Annotated in this window: 20 protein-coding genes; 1 reads left to right on the top strand and 19 read right to left on the bottom strand. The window is 72.5% G+C overall.

Translation table 11 applies throughout. The features are described 5' to 3' along the window. Window positions 1-38: 38 nt before the first annotated feature. The 8 genes from dxr to rpsB form a co-directional block, all read right to left on the bottom strand. Complete coding sequence (gene dxr / locus BMZ30_RS04375) at window positions 39-1205, bottom strand: 1-deoxy-D-xylulose-5-phosphate reductoisomerase (protein ID WP_093375360.1); 1167 nt, start codon at window positions 1203-1205, stop codon at window positions 39-41. Further along, window positions 1206-1757 (bottom strand): DivIVA domain-containing protein, encoded by a 552-nt coding sequence (locus BMZ30_RS04370; RefSeq protein ID WP_093375358.1) that lies wholly within the window; start codon window positions 1755-1757, stop codon window positions 1206-1208. Further along, complete coding sequence (gene rlmN / locus BMZ30_RS04365) at window positions 1754-2887, bottom strand: dual-specificity RNA methyltransferase RlmN (RefSeq protein WP_093375356.1); 1134 nt, start codon at window positions 2885-2887, stop codon at window positions 1754-1756. Before rlmN ends, BMZ30_RS04370 begins: the two co-directional genes overlap by 4 nt. Before the next feature lie 22 nt (window positions 2888-2909). After that, complete coding sequence (locus BMZ30_RS04360; protein ID WP_093375354.1) at window positions 2910-3761, bottom strand: phosphatidate cytidylyltransferase; 852 nt, start codon at window positions 3759-3761, stop codon at window positions 2910-2912. Continuing rightward, a complete protein-coding gene (frr, locus tag BMZ30_RS04355) occupies window positions 3761-4318 on the bottom strand; it encodes a ribosome recycling factor (RefSeq protein WP_093375352.1) in 558 nt (185 codons plus the stop codon). Before frr ends, BMZ30_RS04360 begins: the two co-directional genes overlap by 1 nt. Before the next feature lie 64 nt (window positions 4319-4382). Next, complete coding sequence (pyrH, locus tag BMZ30_RS04350) at window positions 4383-5114, bottom strand: UMP kinase (protein WP_093375350.1); 732 nt, start codon at window positions 5112-5114, stop codon at window positions 4383-4385. A gap of 110 nt (window positions 5115-5224) precedes the next feature. Continuing rightward, a complete protein-coding gene (gene tsf, locus BMZ30_RS04345; protein ID WP_093375348.1) occupies window positions 5225-6064 on the bottom strand; it encodes a translation elongation factor Ts in 840 nt (279 codons plus the stop codon). 78 nt (window positions 6065-6142) lie between these two features. Then, window positions 6143-7090: a 30S ribosomal protein S2 gene (rpsB, locus tag BMZ30_RS04340; protein WP_093375346.1), complete on the bottom strand. Its 948-nt coding sequence runs from the start codon at window positions 7088-7090 to the stop codon at window positions 6143-6145. A 363-nt stretch (window positions 7091-7453) separates the two neighbouring features. Here rpsB and BMZ30_RS04335 point away from each other — a divergent pair, with 363 nt between their 5' ends. Next, window positions 7454-7957: a M23 family metallopeptidase gene (locus tag BMZ30_RS04335; protein ID WP_229828248.1), complete on the top strand. Its 504-nt coding sequence runs from the start codon at window positions 7454-7456 to the stop codon at window positions 7955-7957. A 2-nt stretch (window positions 7958-7959) separates the two neighbouring features. Here the strand turns inward: BMZ30_RS04335 and BMZ30_RS04330 are convergent, their stop codons facing one another. The 11 genes from BMZ30_RS04330 to rimM all read right to left on the bottom strand — a co-directional run bounded on the left by BMZ30_RS04330 (window position 7960) and on the right by rimM (window position 16899). Beyond that, complete coding sequence (locus BMZ30_RS04330) at window positions 7960-8805, bottom strand: FliA/WhiG family RNA polymerase sigma factor (RefSeq protein ID WP_093375344.1); 846 nt, start codon at window positions 8803-8805, stop codon at window positions 7960-7962. Window positions 8806-8824: 19 nt separating this feature from the next. Continuing rightward, on the bottom strand, window positions 8825-9757 hold the full coding sequence (locus tag BMZ30_RS04325; protein ID WP_093375777.1) for a tyrosine recombinase XerC: 933 nt from the start codon (window positions 9755-9757) through the stop codon (window positions 8825-8827). Between the two features lie 178 nt (window positions 9758-9935). Beyond that, window positions 9936-11138 carry a DNA-processing protein DprA gene (gene dprA, locus BMZ30_RS04320; protein ID WP_093375342.1) on the bottom strand — a complete coding sequence of 401 codons (1203 nt, stop codon included), beginning with the start codon at window positions 11136-11138 and terminating at the stop codon, window positions 9936-9938. Then, a complete protein-coding gene (locus tag BMZ30_RS04315) occupies window positions 11135-12667 on the bottom strand; it encodes a YifB family Mg chelatase-like AAA ATPase (protein ID WP_093375340.1) in 1533 nt (510 codons plus the stop codon). The genes dprA and BMZ30_RS04315 overlap by 4 nt, the downstream gene beginning before the upstream one ends. Continuing rightward, complete coding sequence (locus BMZ30_RS04310; protein WP_093375775.1) at window positions 12667-13023, bottom strand: YraN family protein; 357 nt, start codon at window positions 13021-13023, stop codon at window positions 12667-12669. The genes BMZ30_RS04315 and BMZ30_RS04310 overlap by 1 nt, the downstream gene beginning before the upstream one ends. A 108-nt stretch (window positions 13024-13131) precedes the next feature. After that, a complete protein-coding gene (locus BMZ30_RS04305) occupies window positions 13132-13431 on the bottom strand; it encodes a DUF2469 domain-containing protein (RefSeq protein WP_093375338.1) in 300 nt (99 codons plus the stop codon). Beyond that, window positions 13428-14129 (bottom strand): ribonuclease HII, encoded by a 702-nt coding sequence (locus tag BMZ30_RS04300; RefSeq protein WP_229828251.1) that lies wholly within the window; start codon window positions 14127-14129, stop codon window positions 13428-13430. The genes BMZ30_RS04305 and BMZ30_RS04300 overlap by 4 nt, the downstream gene beginning before the upstream one ends. Continuing rightward, a complete protein-coding gene (gene lepB / locus BMZ30_RS04295) occupies window positions 14126-14863 on the bottom strand; it encodes a signal peptidase I (RefSeq protein WP_229828253.1) in 738 nt (245 codons plus the stop codon). The genes BMZ30_RS04300 and lepB overlap by 4 nt, the downstream gene beginning before the upstream one ends. A gap of 147 nt (window positions 14864-15010) precedes the next feature. Then, entirely contained in the window at window positions 15011-15364 is a 354-nt protein-coding gene (gene rplS / locus BMZ30_RS04290) for a 50S ribosomal protein L19 (RefSeq protein WP_093375771.1), read from the bottom strand. Window positions 15365-15559: 195 nt separating this feature from the next. Next, a complete protein-coding gene (trmD, locus tag BMZ30_RS04285) occupies window positions 15560-16351 on the bottom strand; it encodes a tRNA (guanosine(37)-N1)-methyltransferase TrmD (protein WP_093375335.1) in 792 nt (263 codons plus the stop codon). Then, the gene (gene rimM / locus BMZ30_RS04280) at window positions 16351-16899 is read right to left on the bottom strand and encodes a ribosome maturation factor RimM (protein ID WP_093375333.1); all 549 of its coding nucleotides are present in this window, start codon (window positions 16897-16899) and stop codon (window positions 16351-16353) included. Before rimM ends, trmD begins: the two co-directional genes overlap by 1 nt. Window positions 16900-16974 lie beyond the last annotated feature (75 nt).

The raw sequence follows: 16974 nt of genomic DNA, 5'->3' as shown, positions 1-16974 counted from the left end.
CCGGTTCGTTCCAGCAGGCTACGGGCGCGCGACGCGCGTCAGGACGCGAGCAGCTCCCGCGCGCGGGCACGGGCCCAGCGCTCAGTCTCCACCACGGTGCTGAGGGTGACCTGGGAACCAGGGGTGCCCTCGTGCTCGTCGACGACGCGGTGCACGATGTCGAGGATGTCGCCGAACCCCGCACGACCGGCGAGGAACGCGGCCACCGCGACCTCGTTGGCGGCGTTCATCGCGGCCGGGTGCGTCGCCGACGCGCGCACGGCGTGACGCGCGAGGTTCGGGGCGGTAAACACGTCGTCGTCGAGCGGTTCGAACGTCCAGCTCGTCGCCTGGGTCCAGTCGCAGGGGGCGATCACGTCGTCCATCCGCTCCGGCCAGCTCAGCCCGAGCGCGATGGGCAGCCGCATGTCGGGTGGGGAGGCCTGGGCGAGCGTGGAGCCGTCCCGGAACTCGACCATCGAGTGCACGACCGACTGCGGGTGCACGACGACGGTGATGTCCTCGACGGGCACGTCGAACAGCAGGTGAGCCTCGATCAGCTCGAGCGACTTGTTCATCATGGAGGCCGAGTTCACGGTGACCACCGGGCCCATGGCCCAGGTCGGGTGCGCCAGTGCCTGCGCGGCCGTGACCGCGGACATCTGCTCGCGCGTCCAGCCTCGGAACGGTCCACCGGAGGCCGTCAGCACGAGCCGGCGGACCTCCTCGGCGCGGCCACCACGCAACGCCTGGGCCATCGCGGAGTGCTCGGAGTCGACCGGGACGATCTGGTCCGGGCGCTGCGCCGCGGCCCGGACGAGCGCCCCGCCTGCGACGAGAGACTCCTTGTTGGCGAGCGCGAGCGTCGACCCGGACTCGAGCGCCGCGAGGGTGGTCGCGAGCCCGATCGAGCCGGTGATGGCGTTCAGCACCACGTCCGCGCCGGACCGAGCGACAGTCGCCGAGGCGTCCGGGCCCGCCAGCACGTCCATCCCGGCAGCGAGGTAACCGAGCTCCCGGACCAGCGCCGATCGCGCGGACTCGTCAGCGACCGCGACGACCCGCACCCCCAGGGCGCGGACCTGGTCCGCGAGCAGCGCGGGATTGGCGCCGCCGGCGGTCAGCGCCGTGATCTCGAGCTCGTCCCGGTGCCGCGAGACGAGCTCGACGGCCTGCGTCCCCACCGAGCCAGTCGAGCCGCACAGCACGACCGTGCGGGCCGCCACCTACTCGACCCCGAGGAGGACCTCGACGGCACGCGAGAGGAACGCGTCGACCGGCGCCTGGGCATAGCCGTCGCGGCCACGGCGGCGTCGGAACGCTGCGTGGCGCACCTCCTCGCTCGTGATCGGCTCGCCACGGTCGAAGTAGGCGACCAGACGCCGGCACAGCGCGTCGACGTCGTCGGCGTCGTACGAGTAGGCGCCACGCTCGCCGGGGAGGAAGCGGTCGCCGTCCGGGCGGCTCAGGCGCCCGTAGAGGGTCCGGGCGCGCTCCGCCAGGTGCTCCATCCAGGCCTGCTGACCGTGGCTCGCGACGAAGTCGGCGCGAGACTTCGCGACGAACGCCGCCTCGAGGCGGTCCAGCGCGCCGTCGACGTCCGCGACGACATAGCCCCCGCGCTCGAGGTCGAACGCAGCGGCGTGGATCTGGCTGGGGCTGAGGCCGACCTCGCTGCCGCCCTCGTAGGCGGCTCGTGCCTGCGCGAACAGGGCGTCCACCTGGTCGGGGGCATAGCCCTTCCGGAACCGGTTCTCCAGGCTGAACATGCCGCTCATGCGCTCTCCTCTGCCGCCAGCTGTCCGCACGCACCGTCGATGTCGCTGCCGCGGGTGTCCCGGATGGTCGTCGGGACGCCGTGCCCGCGCAGGCGCGCCACGAACTCGTCCTCGACCCGCGGGTCCGACGCCGTCCACTTGGACCCGGGCGTCGGGTTGAGCGGGATCGGGTTGACGTGCACCCAGCCCTGGCCGCGGGCGACGAGCTTCTTGCCGAGCAGGTCCGCGCGCCACGCGTGGTCGTTGATGTCGCGGATCAGGGCGTACTCGATGCTCACCCGGCGTCCGGTGACGTCGAAGTAGGCGCGAGCCGTGTCGAGGACCTCGTCGACCGACCAGCGCGTGTTGATCGGCACGAGCTCGCTGCGGAGCTCGTTGTCCGGCGCGTGCAGCGAGACCGCGAGCGTGACCGGGATCCCCTCCTCCGCCAGGCGCTTCATCGCGGGCACGAGGCCCACGGTCGACACCGTGATGTTGCGGGCGGACATCCCGAGACCGTCGGGCGCCTCCGCGACCAGCTGGCGGACCGTCGACATCACGGCCTTGTAGTTCGCCAGCGGCTCTCCCATGCCCATGAAGACCAGGTTGTTCAGCCGCGCCGGACCGCCGGGGATCTCCCCGTCCGCGAGCGAGCGGGCCGCCGCGCGCACCTGCTCGACGATCTCGGCGGTCGAGAGGTTCCGCGTCAGGCCGAGCTGGCCGGTCGCGCAGAACGGGCACGCCATGCCGCAGCCCGCCTGGCTCGACACGCACAGCGTGGTCCGCGACGGGTAGCGCATGAGGACGGACTCGACCTTGGCGTCGTCGAAGAGCTTCCACAGCGTCTTGACGGTCGTGCCGCCGTCCGCCTGCATCACCCGGGCCGCACGCAGCAGGGGCGGGAAGAGCGCGCCGGCGAGCGCGTCGCGCGACGCCTTCGGCAGGTCGGTCATCGCCTCGGGGTCCGAGGTGAGGTGGGTGAAGTAGTGCGTGGCCAGCTGCTTCGCACGGAACGGCTTCTCGCCCAGCTCCACGACCGCAGCCGATCGCTCCTCGGCCGAGAGGTCGGCGAAGTGGCGCGGCGGCTTGCCACGGCGCCCTGCGGACGGCGTGGACAGGTTCAGCGCGATCGGCGCTCGGTCAGCAGACATGTCGAGGAGAGTCTTCCACGGTTCAGCCCACGATCGGCACGGACACCGACAGCAGGAGATAGACGAAGGGGGCAGTGAGGAGCATCGAGTCGAGCCGGTCGAGCACGCCGCCGTGGCCGGGCAGGAGCGAGCCCATGTCCTTGAGCTCCATGTCGCGCTTGAGCAGCGACTCGGCGAGGTCTCCCGCGGTGGCGGTCAGCGGCGTCGCGACGCCGAGCGCAATGCCCATCCACCATGGCGCTCCGAGCAGCGCGGCACCGACGACACCGACCACCAGGGCGAGCAGGAACGAGCCTGCGAGGCCCTCCCAGCTCTTCTTGGGGCTCACCGACGGTGCGAGCGGATGCTTGCCGAACCGCACGCCGGCGAAGAACCCACCGACGTCGTTGGCCACCGCGAGCAGGATGAACAGGCACACGCGGATCTCGCCCTGGGGCTGGGCCAGCATGAGCATGGCGAAGCCGGCGAGCAGCGGCAGGTAGGTGGCGGCGAAGACGCCGGCCGCGGCGTCCCGCAGCGCGCTCTCGGCGTGCCCGTCGATCGCGCGCCAGACCACGACGCCGACGACGGTGAGGAAGAACGAGACCATGAGCGCCTCGCGTCCTGATGTGTACGCCGAGACGAGCATGCCCGCCGTCCCGACCCACAGCGGCAGTAGCGGGAGGGTGAGCGCACGGCGACGGAACGCCTGCGCGAGCTCCCACAGCGCGGCCCCCACAGCCAGCACCGCGAGGGCGACAAACACGCCCTTGACGAGGAAGAGTGAGCCCGCCACCACGGCAAGCAGTAGCAGGCCCACCCCCACGGCCTTGGGCATGTCGCGCCCGGTGCGTGCGGATGAACCTGCGCTCACCTGCTCGAAGACCTCAGCCATCAGATCTCGAGGAGCTCGGCTTCCTTCGCCGCCAGCAGCTGGTCGACCGCATCGGTGTGGCGCTTGGTCACGGCGTCGAGCTCCTTCTCGGCTCGCGTACCCTCGTCCTCGCCGGCGTCGCCGTCCTTGACGGCACGGTCGATGAGGTCCTTGGCCTTGCGACGCACGGCACGGATGGACACGCGCGCGTCCTCCGCCTTCGTCTTGGCGAGCTTGACGTAGTCACGACGACGCTCCTCGGTGAGCGCCGGCAGGACCACGCGGATCACGTTGCCGTCGTTCGCCGGGTTCACGCCGAGGTCGGAGTCACGCAGCGCCTTCTCGATGGCAGTCATCGCCGTCTTGTCGAACGGCGAGATGAGCACGGTGCGCGCCTCGGTCACGTTGAACGACGCGAGCTGCTGCAGCGGGGTCGGGCTGCCGTAGTAGTCGACGAAGACCTTCGAGAACATCGCGGCGTTCGCCCGTCCGGTACGGATCGCCGAGAAGTCCTCCTTGGCGACCGCGACGGCCTTGTCCATCTTGTCCTCGGCTTCGAGGAGGGTCTCGTCGATCACGCGTGCTCCTTCATCAGTTCTTCGCCACGCACCGAACGGTGGCGGCTCTCACGGTGGCGCGGGGTCAGTCCGCGGTGACGACCGTGCCGATGTTCTCGCCGAGGAGCGCCCGCGTGACGTTGCCGGGCTCTCCCATGCCGAACACCCGCATCTGCACCCCATTGTCCATGCAGAGGCTGAACGCGGTGGCATCCACCACGCGCAGGCCCTGCTGGAGGGCGTCGCCATAGGTCAGCACATCGAGCTTGCGCGCCGTCGGGTCCAGCTTGGGGTCCGCCGTGTAGACCCCGTCGACGCCGTTCTTGCCCATCAGGACCTCGTCGCAGTGGGTCTCGAGGGAACGCTGCACGGCGACGGTGTCGGTGGAGAAGTACGGCATGCCCGCGCCGGCACCGAAGATCACGACGCGGCCCTTCTCGAGGTGACGGATCGCCCGCAGGGGGATGTAGGGCTCGGCCACCTGGCCCATGGTGATCGCGGTCTGCACCCGGGTGGACACCCCGGCCTGCTCGAGGAAGTCCTGCAGCGCGAGGCAGTTCATCACGGTGCCGAGCATGCCCATGTAGTCCGCGCGGGCGCGGTCGAGGCCGCGCTGGGAGAGCTCGGCCCCGCGGAAGAAGTTGCCTCCGCCGACGACGATCGCTACCTCGACGCCCTGGGCCACGGCCTGCGCGATCTCCGCCGAGACGCGCTGGACGACGTCGGGGGCCAGTCCGATCTGGCCACCGCCGAACGTCTCGCCCGAGAGCTTGAGCAGGACGCGGCGCCGGGTCGGCTTCGTGGTGTCAGCGGTCATGGGTAGGGCTCCTTCGGTCGGCGACAGCAACGTGCTCTGCGGGCGGGGCTACCTGCACGAGCGCCGTCGGTCCCGCCCGCAAGGGCTGGACCAACGGCGCTCGGGAGGGATCAGGAACCGACGCGGAACCGGACGAACGACGTCACGACGCCGCCGGCCTCGGCCACGGCCTGCTTGACCGTCTTCTTCGGGTCCTTCGCGAGGGGCTGGTCGAGGAGCACGACGTCCTTGAAGAAGCCACCGAGGCGACCCTCGACGATCTTCGGCAGCGCGGCCTCGGGCTTGCCCTCGTTGCGCGAGGTCTCCTCGGCGATGCGGCGCTCGTTCTCGACCGTCTCGGCGGGGACGTCGTCGCGGGAGAGGAACGTCGGCGCGATCGCGGCGACGTGCTGGGCGACGTCCTTGCCCGCGGCCGCACCGGCGGCGTCCGTGGCGACGAGGACACCGATCGACGGCGGCAGGTCCTTGGCGGTGCGGTGCAGGTAGCTCGTGACCTTCTCGCCCGAGACGACGGCGACGCGGCGCAGGGCGATCTTCTCGCCGAGCTCGGCCGACTTCTCGACGATGAGCTCCGCGACCGTCTGGCCGTCGACGGGAGCGGACTGCGCCGCGTCGACCTCGGTGGCTCCGGCAGCGACGACGGCCGCCAGCACCTGCTCGGACAGCGCGATGAACTTGTCGTTCTTGGCGACGAAGTCCGTCTCGCAGTTGAGCTCGATGACGGTGCCGGTCTCACCCTCGGCGGAGGGGACGATCTGGAGCGCGACGAGGCCCTCCGAGGTTGCGCGGCCCTCACGCTTGCTGACGCCCTTGAGCCCCTTCACGCGGATGATCTCGAGCGCCTTCTCGGCGTTGCCGTCAGCCTCGTCGAGCGCCTTCTTGACGTCGAGCATGCCAGCGCCGGTGCGCTCGCGCAGGGCCTTGATGTCAGCGGCGGTGTAGTTCGCCATGGTGGTTCCCTTACCTGTGCAGAAGTGTGTGGGTGGGCGTGCGAAGGCCGGGCGGGTCTCCCCGCCCGGCCAGTGGCATCACTCGGACGGCGTGGTCGCCTCAGGAGCAGCCTCAGCGGCAGGAGCCTCAGCGGCGGGAGCCTCGGCAACGGGCGTCTCGGCCGGGGCCTCGGCGTCAGCGGCAGGAGCCTCAGCCTCAGCCGCAGGAGCCTCAGCCGCAGGAGCCTCAGCCGCAGGAGCCTCAGCGGCGGGAGCCTCGGCACCGGCGAGGAGCTCGCGCTCCCACTCGGCCAGCGGCTCGGCGGCAGCGTCGGCGGTCTGGCCCGACTTGCCGGCCGAACGCGCCATGAGACCGTCGGCCACGGCGTCGGCGATCACGCGGGTCAGCAGCGAGACGGCGCGGATCGCGTCGTCGTTGCCCGGGATCTTGTAGTCGACGACGTCCGGGTCGCAGTTGGTGTCGAGGATCGCGACGATCGGGATGTGCAGCTTGCGCGCCTCGTCGACGGCAAGGTGCTCCTTGTTCGTGTCGACGATCCAGACCGCGGAGGGCACCTTGGACATCTCGCGGATGCCGCCGAGGGTGCGCACGAGCTTGTCCTTCTCGCGACGCAGGACGAGCAGCTCCTTCTTCGTCAGGGACGAGCCCGCGACGTCGTCGAAGTCGATCTGCTCGAGCTCCTTCATGCGCTGGAGGCGCTTGTGCACGGTGCCGAAGTTCGTGAGCATGCCACCGAGCCAGCGGTGGTTGACGTAGGGCATGCCCACGCGCGCAGCCTGCTCGGCGACGGGCTCCTGGGCCTGCTTCTTCGTGCCGACGAAGAGCACGGTGCCACCGTGCGCCACCGTCTGCTTGACGAAGTCGTACGCGGTGTCGATGTAGGACAGCGACTGCTGCAGGTCGACGATGTAGATGCCGTTGCGCTCGGTGAAGATGAAGCGCTTCATCTTGGGGTTCCAGCGACGCGTCTGGTGTCCGAAGTGGACTCCGCTGTCGAGGAGCTGGCGCATGGTCACGACGGCCATGGCACAACCTTTCTGGCACGGCGGCAGCAAGCCTGTCCGTGCGTGTGTCGGGCAGCCCGAGGGCCGCTTGCTTCTCTGAGGTTCTCGGGACGTCCTCGGCGAGGTCGTCCCCCTGGTGCCCTGCTTGGCCGGCGCCGGGTCTGACCCGGACCTGTGCAGGCGCTGACCTGCCCCTGGTCGACTTCCCAGGCACGAGGTGAGGGCACGCGATGTCACTGGCACAGGGCCAGCGCGTCATGGAGTCTACCGGACGCGCGTGGTCGGTGTTCCCACCGCCCTCCCCAGGCACCGCCGACCCGGTGCCGCACCCACAGGTCGACGCGATCGCGACGCGAGTGTCCCCCGACCACGCAGGCTCGTCTCGTGCACCTGTCCTCCGCCGTCCGACCCCTGCGCGCCGCAGCGCTCACGCTCGCGCTCGCCCTGCTCGCGACGGCCGACGGCGCACCGCCGCCCGACAGCCCCTGGTCTCCCCCGGTGCCCGGGCGCGTCGTCGCCGCCTTCCACCGACCCCCGGAGCGCTGGCTCGCGGGGCACCGCGGCCTCGATCTGCGGGCGGAAGAGCTCGACCCCGTCCGCGCGCCGCGCGACGGTCTCGTGACGTTCGCGGGTGTCGTCGTCGACCGTCCGGTGCTCGTGGTCGCGCACGCGGACGGGACACGCAGCACGCTCGAGCCCGTGCGCTCGACAGCCGCGGTGGGCACCTCGGTCGAGCGGGGGGACGTCGTCGGGCACGTGGGAGCGCACCCCGGCCACTGCGCGCCGGACACCTGCGTGCACTGGGGCGTCCGGGTGGGTGATGACTACCTGGATCCCGCGCTGCTGCTCGCGGAGGTGCGGATCGTGCTGCTGCCCCTCAGGGCGTGAGGTCAGGCCTTCTCGCTCGCGACCAGCAGGGCGCGCAGCCGCGCCATGGCCGCGGTGTGCATCTGGGAGATCCGCGACTCCGTCACGCCGAGCACGGTGCCGATCTCCGAGAGCGTCATGTTCTCGAAGTAGTAGAGCGTGAGCACCATCTTCTCGCGGTCACCCAGCTGGCCGATCGCACGGGCGAGGAGGTACTTGGTCTCCTTCGCCTCGAACGTGCGGGCGGGGTCGACCTCGCGGGGGCCCTGCGGGTCGACGGCCGAGACCGTGTCCGCGCGCTCGGCGCCGACGGCGAGCAGCTCGTCGAGGGCGACGACGTTGGCGTTGGACAGCTGGGTGGTGATGGCGCGGACCTCGGCGAGCGGCATACCGATCCACGCGGCGACCTCGGCGTCGGTCGGCGTCCGGCGCAGGTGCCCCTCGAGCTCGGCGTACGCCTGGTCGATGGCGCGTGCCTTGGTGCGCACCGAGCGCGGCACCCAGTCGATCGAGCGGAGCTCGTCGATGATCGCCCCGCGGATGCGGGAGGAGGCGTAGGTCTCGAACTTGATCTCGCGGTCGATCTCGAACTTGTCGATCGCGTCGATCAGCCCGAACATGCCGTACGACACGAGGTCCGCATGCTCGACGGAGCTCGGCAGGCGCATGGCCACCCGCGAGGCGACCATCGTCACGAGCGGCGCGTAGTGCAGGATGAGCTGCTCGCGACGCGCGGCGCTGCCGTGGGCCTTGTAGTCCTGCCACGCCTCGCGGACGAGCTCGGCGGCGTCGACCTCGTCGGTGACGAGGCGAGGACGGAACCCGGAGGCCTGGCCGGGGTCGACGGTGGGGCTGGCGGCTGGCAGCATGCTCAGACCTTCTCTCGCCTCACGCACGGGGGTGCGCGAGCTCGTACGACGAGCGGAGCCGCTCGGCGCTGACGTGGGTGTACTTCTGTGTGGTCGCGAGGGTCGCGTGCCCGAGGACCTCCTGGACGCCACGGAGGTCGGAGCCCCCGGCGAGGAGGTGGGTCGCCGCGCTGTGGCGCAGCCCGTGCGGGGCGATGTCCTCGACGTCCGCGAGCCGGGCGAGGTCGTGCACGACCTCGCGGACCTGCCGCTGGCCCCAACGCTGACCGCGCGAGCCGAGGAGGAGCGCGTCGTCGGTGAGCCGGGAGGTGAGCACGTGCCGGCCGCGCGTCAGCCAGGCGTCGAGAGCCCGTCCTGCGGGCTGGCCGAAGGGCACGACGCGCTCCTTGGCGCCCTTGCCCAGCACACGGACCATCCGCTGGTCGAGGTCGACGTCGTGCACGTCGACTCCGACGAGCTCGCCCACGCGGATCCCGGTGGCGTACAGGAGCTCGACCGCGGCCCAGTCACGCAGGTGGGCCGGGTTGTCGCTCGCGGCGCGCTCGCGCGCCGCCTCCATGAGGCGGGCGGCGCTGTCCACGCCCAGCACGGTCGGCAACGAACGGTCGGCCCGGGGGCTCGCGAGCCGCGAGGCGGGGTCGTTCGCCACGCGGCCGGTGCGCGCCGCCCACTCGAAGAAGGTCCGGGCGCTGGCGCCGCGTCGAGCGATCGTGGCCCGCGACAGGTTGCGCTCGGTCATCGACCCCAGCCATCCCCGCAGGACGGTCAGGTCGATGTCCGCAACGCTCGTCACGCCCTGCTCGGCGGCGTACACGGCCAGCTGTTCCAGGTCGGACCGGTAGGCCCGGACGGTGTGTGCCGCCAGCCCGCGCTGGGCGTCGAGGTGCGCGGCGAAGTCGGCGAGGTGGGGACCCCACTCCGTCGTCTCACGAACCTCTAATGTCGAGCTCACGGGCACCACGGTGGCCTGTCGTGAGCCGTTTCACAAGCACGATCTTGTGCGCCTGGTGAGGTCAATGTCGGGTTTATCCCCCGTTCGCCGCAAATATCGCGCCGTCAGCGCAGGCCAAAGCCGACTTCCTCACCCAGGACGACCTGATACGCCGCGGCCGAACCGCGCCAGAACTGGGTCATCTGACCTCTGACCCGTTTCGCCCCGGAGGGTTGTTCACTCGTCGCCACCCGTCCAGGTCGCGCACGGCGAGGCCCGCGAGCTCGAGCGTCCCCGCCGCCGCCATCGTGTCCTGCGTGCCCAGCCCGGCCGCCCGCGAAAGGGCTGCGGTGCCAGCCCCCCGCCGCAGCGGGAGAGCCTCGAAGACGCGCCGCTCCCGCTCCGCGAGCCCGTCCCCCGGGCGGTGCTCGTCGGGGCGCGCAGCCGGAAGGTGCTCGCCGGCGGCGCCCACGAGCTCGGCCACCTCGGCGGCGTCCGTGACGCACACGGCGCCTTGCTCGCGCAGGAGGCGGTGGCAGCCGGCCGAGGCGGCGGACGTGACGGGGCCGGGCACCGCTCCCACCGGACGCAGCAGCTCCGCGGCTCGACCCGCCGTGCTCAGCGCGCCGGAGCGCCACGCGGCCTCGACCACGACGGTCGCCACGGTCAGGGCGGCGATCAGCCGGTTGCGCTGCAGGAACCGCACCCGTGACGGCACCGAGCCCGGCGGGACCTCGCTCGTCACCGCGCCCGCGTCGCACAACGCCTCGAGGAGCCGTGCGTTGCCTGCCGGGTAGAGCCGGTCCACGCCGCCCGCGAGCACGGCGACCGACGCGCCACCCGCGGCAAGGGCACCCCGGTGCGCGGCTGCGTCGATGCCGTACGCACCTCCGGAGACGACGACCACGCCGCGGTCGGCGAGTCCCGTGGCGAGGTCGGACGCCACCTGGTTGCCGTACTCCGTGCTCGCCCGGGCACCGACGATCGCGGCACCGCCGGCGTCCACGGACCTGCCGCGCACCCACAGGCAGAACGGCGCCTCGGCGCCCAGGTCGTCCAGGCCCGCCGGCCACCCCGGCGACCCCGGCAGGACCACTCGCCCGCCGAGCCGGGCCAGGACGCGCAGCTCCCGCGCGGGGTCCAGGACAGCCAGGCGTGGCCGCCAGCGGTCGACGCCGCGGACCAGCGCCGGGGCGGCCGCCGGCGCCACGACGCCACGCTCCACGAGCTCGGCGACGCCACGGGCGGCCTGGTCCTGGGAGGCGTCCAGCCAGCGCAGCGCCGACCCGGCCCCGATCGTGCGCACGAGCGCCCCCGCGACCGCGTCGGCGGGCTCGGCAAGGCGGCTCCACGCGGCGGCGGCGAGCACCGCGTCACCGACGTCGAACCGCAGCCCGGTCACGAGCCGCTCCTCGTCCGCAGGGCGAGGGCGCGCGCCACGTCCTCGGCCCCGGGCCCGTCGCGGCCCGCCAGATCCGCGAGCGTCCAGGCGACCTTGAGCACCCGGTCCGCCCCCCGCAGCGTCAGCTGTCCGCGGTCGAGCGCCCGGTCGAGATCGCCCAGCACGCGGACCCGCGCCCCCAGGCGTCGCCGCAGCCATCCACCGTTCGCCTCCGCGTTGGTGGCCCACCCCGTGCCGAGGTACCGCTCCGTCTGCGCGTCCCTGGCCGCTCGCACGCGTGCGGCCACCGCGGCGCTCGCCTCGCCCCGAGCGCCGTCGGCGAGGTCGGCACGGCGCACCGGCGCGACTTCCACCTGGAGGTCGACGCGGTCCAGGAGCGGGCCGTCGAGCCGTGCGAAGTAGCGACGTCGGGCGAGCGAGGAGCACGTGCAGTCGAGCCCCTTGCCGAACGCCCGTCCGCACGGGCACGGGTTCGCCGCCAGGACGAGCTGGAACCGCGCGGGGTAGCGCGCCGCGCCGCCCGCACGATGGATGACGAGCTCGCCCTGCTCGAGCGGCTGACGCAGGGTCTGCAGCACGCGTCCGGCGAACTCGGGGGCCTCGTCGAGGAACAGGACCCCGCGGTGCGCCCGGGAGGCCGCACCCGGCCGCGGCAGGCCCGACCCCCCACCCACGATCGATGCCGCCGTCGCCGTGTGGTGCGGACCCTCGAACGGGGGGCGCCGGATCAGCCCGACGCTCGGGTCGAACGTGCCCGCCACCGAGTGCAGCGCGGTGACCTCGACGGACTCGTCCTCCCCGAGGTCCGGGAGGATCCCGGGCAGGCGCGTGGCGAGCATCGTCTTGCCCGCGCCCGGCGGCCCGACCATGAGCAGGTGGTGCCCACCTGCGGCCGCAACCTCGAGCGCCTGCCGGGCCGGCCCCTGCCCCAGCACATCCGCCAGGTCAGGGGTCTCGGCACGCGGCGCGCGCACGGGCCCGCGCGCGACGGGCGGCAGCACTGCCGGCGGCGGGATCTGCGCCCCGTACGCGAGGGCGAGCTCGCCGAGGGTCGCGACGCCGCGGACGTCTGCCCCGCGCACCAGGCGCGCCTCGGCGGCATCCGCCTCCGCGACCACGACGCGCTCCACGCCGGCGGCCACGGCGGCCGCCACGGCAGGCAGGACCCCGCGCACGGGGTGCACACGACCGTCGAGGCCCAGCTCGCCCAGGTGCACGGCGCGCGCGGCACTGGCTGCGTCGACCAGTCCCGCACCCGCGAGGACCGCGACCGCGATCGCCAGGTCGAAGCCCGAGCCCTGCTTGGGCAGCGCCGCGGGCGACAGGTTCACCGTCACCTTGCGGTTGGGCCAACGCAGCCCGGACGACGTCACCGCCGCGCGCACGCGGTCCCGCGACTCGCTGAGCGCCGCGTCCGGGAGGCCGATGAGGGTGAAGCCGGGCACGGAGGCCGCGAGGTGCGCCTCCACCTGGACGACGTGCCCCGTGAGCCCGACGAGCGCCACCGCGCCGGCGCGGCCCAGGCCCATCAGCACACCCCCACGAGGTGCTCGACGACGGCGCGTCCCTGACGCTGCGCCGTCACGGCGACGACGTCGATCCGCACCGACGCGACGTACGGCTCGTACGTGGTCAGCCACTCCCCGGCGAGCCGGCGCAGCCGGGCAAGCTTGCGCGGCGTCACCGCCTGCGCCGGGTGCCCGAACGCCGTGCTCGTCCGCGTCTTCACCTCGACCACGACGACCTCGTCGCCGTCGAGCGCGACGATGTCGAGCTCGCCCCCGGTCCCTCGCCAGTTGCGGGCCACCAGCGCGTACCCGCAGTCCTCCAGGAACCGCGCCGCCGTGCGCTCGCCGTACTGTCCCACCGCGTCCTTCGCGCGCATGAGCACCACCTCCAGGTCTCAACCTGAGGCACCAGCGCGCCTCGCACGGGCGGCGCCGGCGTACCTGTGGACAGCGTCGTCCGCAGGCGTCGCTGGGGAGGGCGCTGGCTAGAGCGTGAGCTCGGCGCGCGCGAGCTCCTCGACGTTGACGTCCTTGAACGTCACGACGCGCACGGACTTCACGAACCGCGCCGAGCGGTACACGTCCCACACCCACGCGTCGGCGAGAGTCAGCTCGAAGTAGACCTCGCCCGCGGCCGAGCGGACCTGGAGGTCGACCTGGTTGGCCAGGTAGAACCGACGCTCGGTCTCGACGACGTACGAGAACAGCCCGACGACGTCGCGGTACTCGCGATAGAGCGCGAGCTCCATCTCTGTCTCGTAGTTCTCCAGGTCCTCGGCGCTCACGGGACCATCATCTCGCATGCCGAGGCCGGTGCCGAACCGACCCCGGGGAGCCGCCACGACCGGCGGTGGTGCTCGCTCGGGCCGCTCGTGCGCAACGCCTCGAGGTGGTCCGGGGCTCCGTAGCCCTTGTTCCGGTCCCAGCCGTACGCCTCGTGCCCTGCGGCGAGCGCGGTCATGATCCGGTCGCGCTCGCACTTGGCGAGGACGCTCGCACCCGCCACCGAGGCGCAGCGCAGGTCGCCCTTGACGAGGGTGCGCACCGCACGCGCCGGCCCGACGTCGGCGGCGCTGAAGAGGTCACCCTGCGCGGGCGGGGTGAGCCAGTCGTGCGAGCCGTCCAGCAGCACCGCCGCGACCGGTCCGCACGCGGCCTCGACGCGGCTCAGCGCGCGCTCGCCGGCGCGCCGCAGCGCCCCGATGATGCCGACCTCGTCGATCTCGGCCGCGCTCGCGTGCCCGACGCCCCAGGCCACCGCCCACGTCTGCACGAGGGCCTCGAACCGCTCGCGTGCCGCCGCGGACAGCGCCTTGGAGTCGGTGAGCCCCGCGGGGCACGGCCGGGTCGTCGCCCGCACGACCGTGACGCCGACGCTCACGGGGCCAGCCAGCGCGCCGCGCCCGACCTCGTCCATGCCCGCCACGAGCAGCGGCCCCTCCCGGAGCCAAGCACGCTCGTGGCGCAGGTCGGCCTTCGTCACGGCTCCCCCACCGGCGCGAACACGTCCTCCGGGTTCTTCATGAGCGCAAGCCGGTCGACCGGCCAGACCCGTGCGAACGCGACGCCGACGACGTCGTCGAGCGGCACGTAGCCGCCTCCCGGCAGACCACCGGTGTATCGCGAGTCGTGCGAGTGCGGGCGGTTGTCGCCCATCACCCAGTAGGAGTCCTCGGGCACGACCGTGTCGAACTCCGTCTGGCTGGGCGCGACGCCCGGCTTGAGATAGGTCTCGGCGAGCGGCACGCCGTTGACGGACACGCGGCCCTCGTCGTCGCAGCACGTGACGTGATCGCCCCCGACCCCGACGACACGCTTGATCAGGTGCTCGCCGGCGTCCTGGGGACGGAGCCCGACGAAGGTGAGGGCGTCGTCCGCGAAGCCCGTGACGCCGTCGGCGTCCTCGGGACCGTCCTCGCCCAGCCAGCCGCCCGGGTCCTTGAACACGATGACGTCGCCGCGGCGGACGTCGGCGAACCGCGGCACGAGCTTGGAGACCAGCACGCGGTCGCCCTCGATCAGCGTGTCCTCCATCGACGAGCTGGGGATCGAGAAGGGCTGGACTAGGTACGTCTTGACCAGCCAGGACAGCAGCAGCGCGCTGACGACGATGATGACGAGCTCGCGCAGGAGGGAGCCGCGCTTGCGGCGCGGCTGCTCGGGGCGTCGGGAGGGTTCGGGCGTCGGCTCGGCGCCAGCGTCGCTCTCGGGGTCCACCACGCCACCTTCGTCAGAACTTGCCGTCCATGCCACCGGACCACGATACGTCCCGTGGCTGGACGCGCACGCCAGGGCCCGGGAACGACGACGGCGGGCGGGTGATCGTCACCCGCCCGCCGTGGACGTTGTTCGGAGCGAGAAGGCTCAGGCCTTCGGCTCGCGCTTCTCCTTGATGCGGGCCTTCTTGCCGCGGAGCTTGCGCAGGTAGTACAGCTTCGCGCGACGCACGTCACCGCGAGAGACGACCTCGATCGACTCGATCGCCGGGGTGTGGATCGGGAAGGTGCGCTCGACGCCGACGCCGAAGCTGATCTTGCGGATGGTGAAGGTCTCACGGACGCCACCACCCTGGCGGGCGATCACGATGCCCTGGAACGCCTGGATGCGCGAGCGCGTGCCCTCGACGACCTTGACGTTGACCTTGAGCGAGTCGCCGGCGCGGAAGGCCGGGATGTCGGTGCGCAGCGATGCTGCGTCGACGGAGTCGAGCGTGTGCATGTTCACTCCTCGTCCTGCCACAGGTCAGGAACGCGTCTCAGGGGGCCGACCACGAACGTGGGCCCTACGGGTTCGACTGGGTGCGTTCGCATCCCGAGGGGATGCGCTGAGCGAGTTCTCCCCTGTGGCAGAGACTCGAGCGGCACCAACGACCAATCTTGCCACACGCGGACCTGCGTCGGGTAATCCGCAGCCTCAGGCGTCCTGGCCGGGTTGCGGTGCGACGACGCCGTCCGCGACGACCCAGCCGAGCTGAGCGAGGGTCGCGCGGTCGTCCTTGTCGAGCGCGGTGGGCTCGAGGGCCGCCACGAGGTCGGGCCGCCGGGCCGCTGTACGTGCGAGCGCCTGGTCGCGGCGCCAGCGCGCGATCTTGCCGTGGTGCCCGGACATCAGCACGTCGGGGACGTCGAGCTCGCGCCACGTCACCGGCCGCGTGAACACGGGGTACTCGAGCAGGCCCGCCTCGCCGTGCGACTCCTCGACCAGCGACGCGGGGTTCCCGATGACGCCCGGGAGCAGGCGGACGACGGCCTCCGTCATCACGAGGGCGGCGACCTCACCGCCGTTGAGGACGTAGTCGCCGATCGAGACCTCGCGGACCTGGACCCCGGCTGCGCGGTAGTGCTCGGCCACGCGCGCGTCGATCCCCTCGTACCGACCGCAGGCGAACACGAGCTGGTCGGCCTCGGCCCACGCGTGCGCGGTCTCCTGGGTGAACGTCGGCCCGGACGGCGTCGGCACGACCAGCACGGTTCCCGGTCCCTGGATCACCTCGTCGAGCGCCGCGCCCCACACGTCGGGACGCATCACCATGCCGGCGCCGCCACCGGCAGGGGTGTCGTCCACGGTCCGGTGCCGGTCCGTGGCCCAGGTGCGCAGGTCGTGGACCTGCAGGTCGAGCAGGCCGCTCGTGCGGGCCTTGCCCACCAGCGAGAGGTCGAGCGCCGCGAGGTACTCGGGAAAGATCGTGACGACGTCGATGCGCACTACGCCTCCGCGGGCTCGTCGCCGTCGGGGCGGGCGACGACGATCGCATCCGCGTCCCGCGCCAGCAGACCGCCGGGCGGGTCGAGCACGACGCGTCCGCCGGCGACGTCGACGACCGGCACGATCGCGGCGACGAACGGCACGAGGGTCCGCTCGCCGGTGGTCTCGCGCACCACGAGGACGTCGTGGGCGGGCGGGTGCTCGATGCCGAGGACGGTCCCGACGACGGTGCCGTCCGCGAGCTCGGCCCGCAGGCCTTCGAGCTCGTGCGGGTACCAGGCGTCGTCTTCGTCCGAGGTGTCGGCGTCGACGAGGAGCTCGAGGCCGCGCAGGGCCTCCGCGGCGGTGCGGTCGGGGACGCCCTCGAAGCCGATCAGCCAGCGGCCGTTCGCGACCCGAACCGACGACACCACCAGCTCGGTCCCCGCGTTCGTGCTGAGGCGCTGGCCGACGGCGAGCCGCTCCTCGGGCACGTCGGTGTGGACGTCGATGCCGACCTCGCCGCGCAGGCCGTGCGCCCGCCCGATCCGGGCTGCCATCAGCTGCATGTCGTCTCCTGGGGTCCTGCGCGCGCGGCGCGGTGGTGTGCGTGTGTCGTGGGGAGAAACGTCTCAGGCCCGGCC

This window comes from Flavimobilis marinus, assembly GCF_900113055.1.
In the GTDB taxonomy this organism is placed as follows: domain Bacteria; phylum Actinomycetota; class Actinomycetes; order Actinomycetales; family Cellulomonadaceae; genus Flavimobilis; species Flavimobilis marinus.
The sequence above is the reverse complement of the archived record's forward strand: the minus strand, read 5'-3'. Positions and strand labels throughout refer to the sequence as shown.

Bases quoted from the DNA above. Each gene is read 5' to 3' on its own strand.
- BMZ30_RS04315 (WP_093375340.1), bottom strand. From the start codon at position 12,667: ATGGGCCTGGGCCGCGCCGGCGCGGTGGCGCTCGTCGGGCTCACGGGG.
- rimM (WP_093375333.1), bottom strand. From the start codon at position 16,899: ATGCAGCTGATGGCAGCCCGGATCGGGCGGGCGCACGGCCTGCGCGGC.
- rpsB (WP_093375346.1), bottom strand. From the start codon at position 7,090: ATGGCCGTCGTGACCATGCGCCAGCTCCTCGACAGCGGAGTCCACTTC.
- BMZ30_RS04370 (WP_093375358.1), bottom strand. From the start codon at position 1,757: ATGAGCGGCATGTTCAGCCTGGAGAACCGGTTCCGGAAGGGCTATGCC.
- pyrH (WP_093375350.1), bottom strand. From the start codon at position 5,114: ATGACCGCTGACACCACGAAGCCGACCCGGCGCCGCGTCCTGCTCAAG.
- rplS (WP_093375771.1), bottom strand. From the start codon at position 15,364: ATGCACACGCTCGACTCCGTCGACGCAGCATCGCTGCGCACCGACATC.
- BMZ30_RS04330 (WP_093375344.1), bottom strand. From the start codon at position 8,805: ATGCTGCCAGCCGCCAGCCCCACCGTCGACCCCGGCCAGGCCTCCGGG.
- BMZ30_RS04310 (WP_093375775.1), bottom strand. From the start codon at position 13,023: ATGCGCGCGAAGGACGCGGTGGGACAGTACGGCGAGCGCACGGCGGCG.
- BMZ30_RS04360 (WP_093375354.1), bottom strand. From the start codon at position 3,761: ATGGCTGAGGTCTTCGAGCAGGTGAGCGCAGGTTCATCCGCACGCACC.
- tsf (WP_093375348.1), bottom strand. From the start codon at position 6,064: ATGGCGAACTACACCGCCGCTGACATCAAGGCCCTGCGCGAGCGCACC.
- rlmN (WP_093375356.1), bottom strand. From the start codon at position 2,887: ATGTCTGCTGACCGAGCGCCGATCGCGCTGAACCTGTCCACGCCGTCC.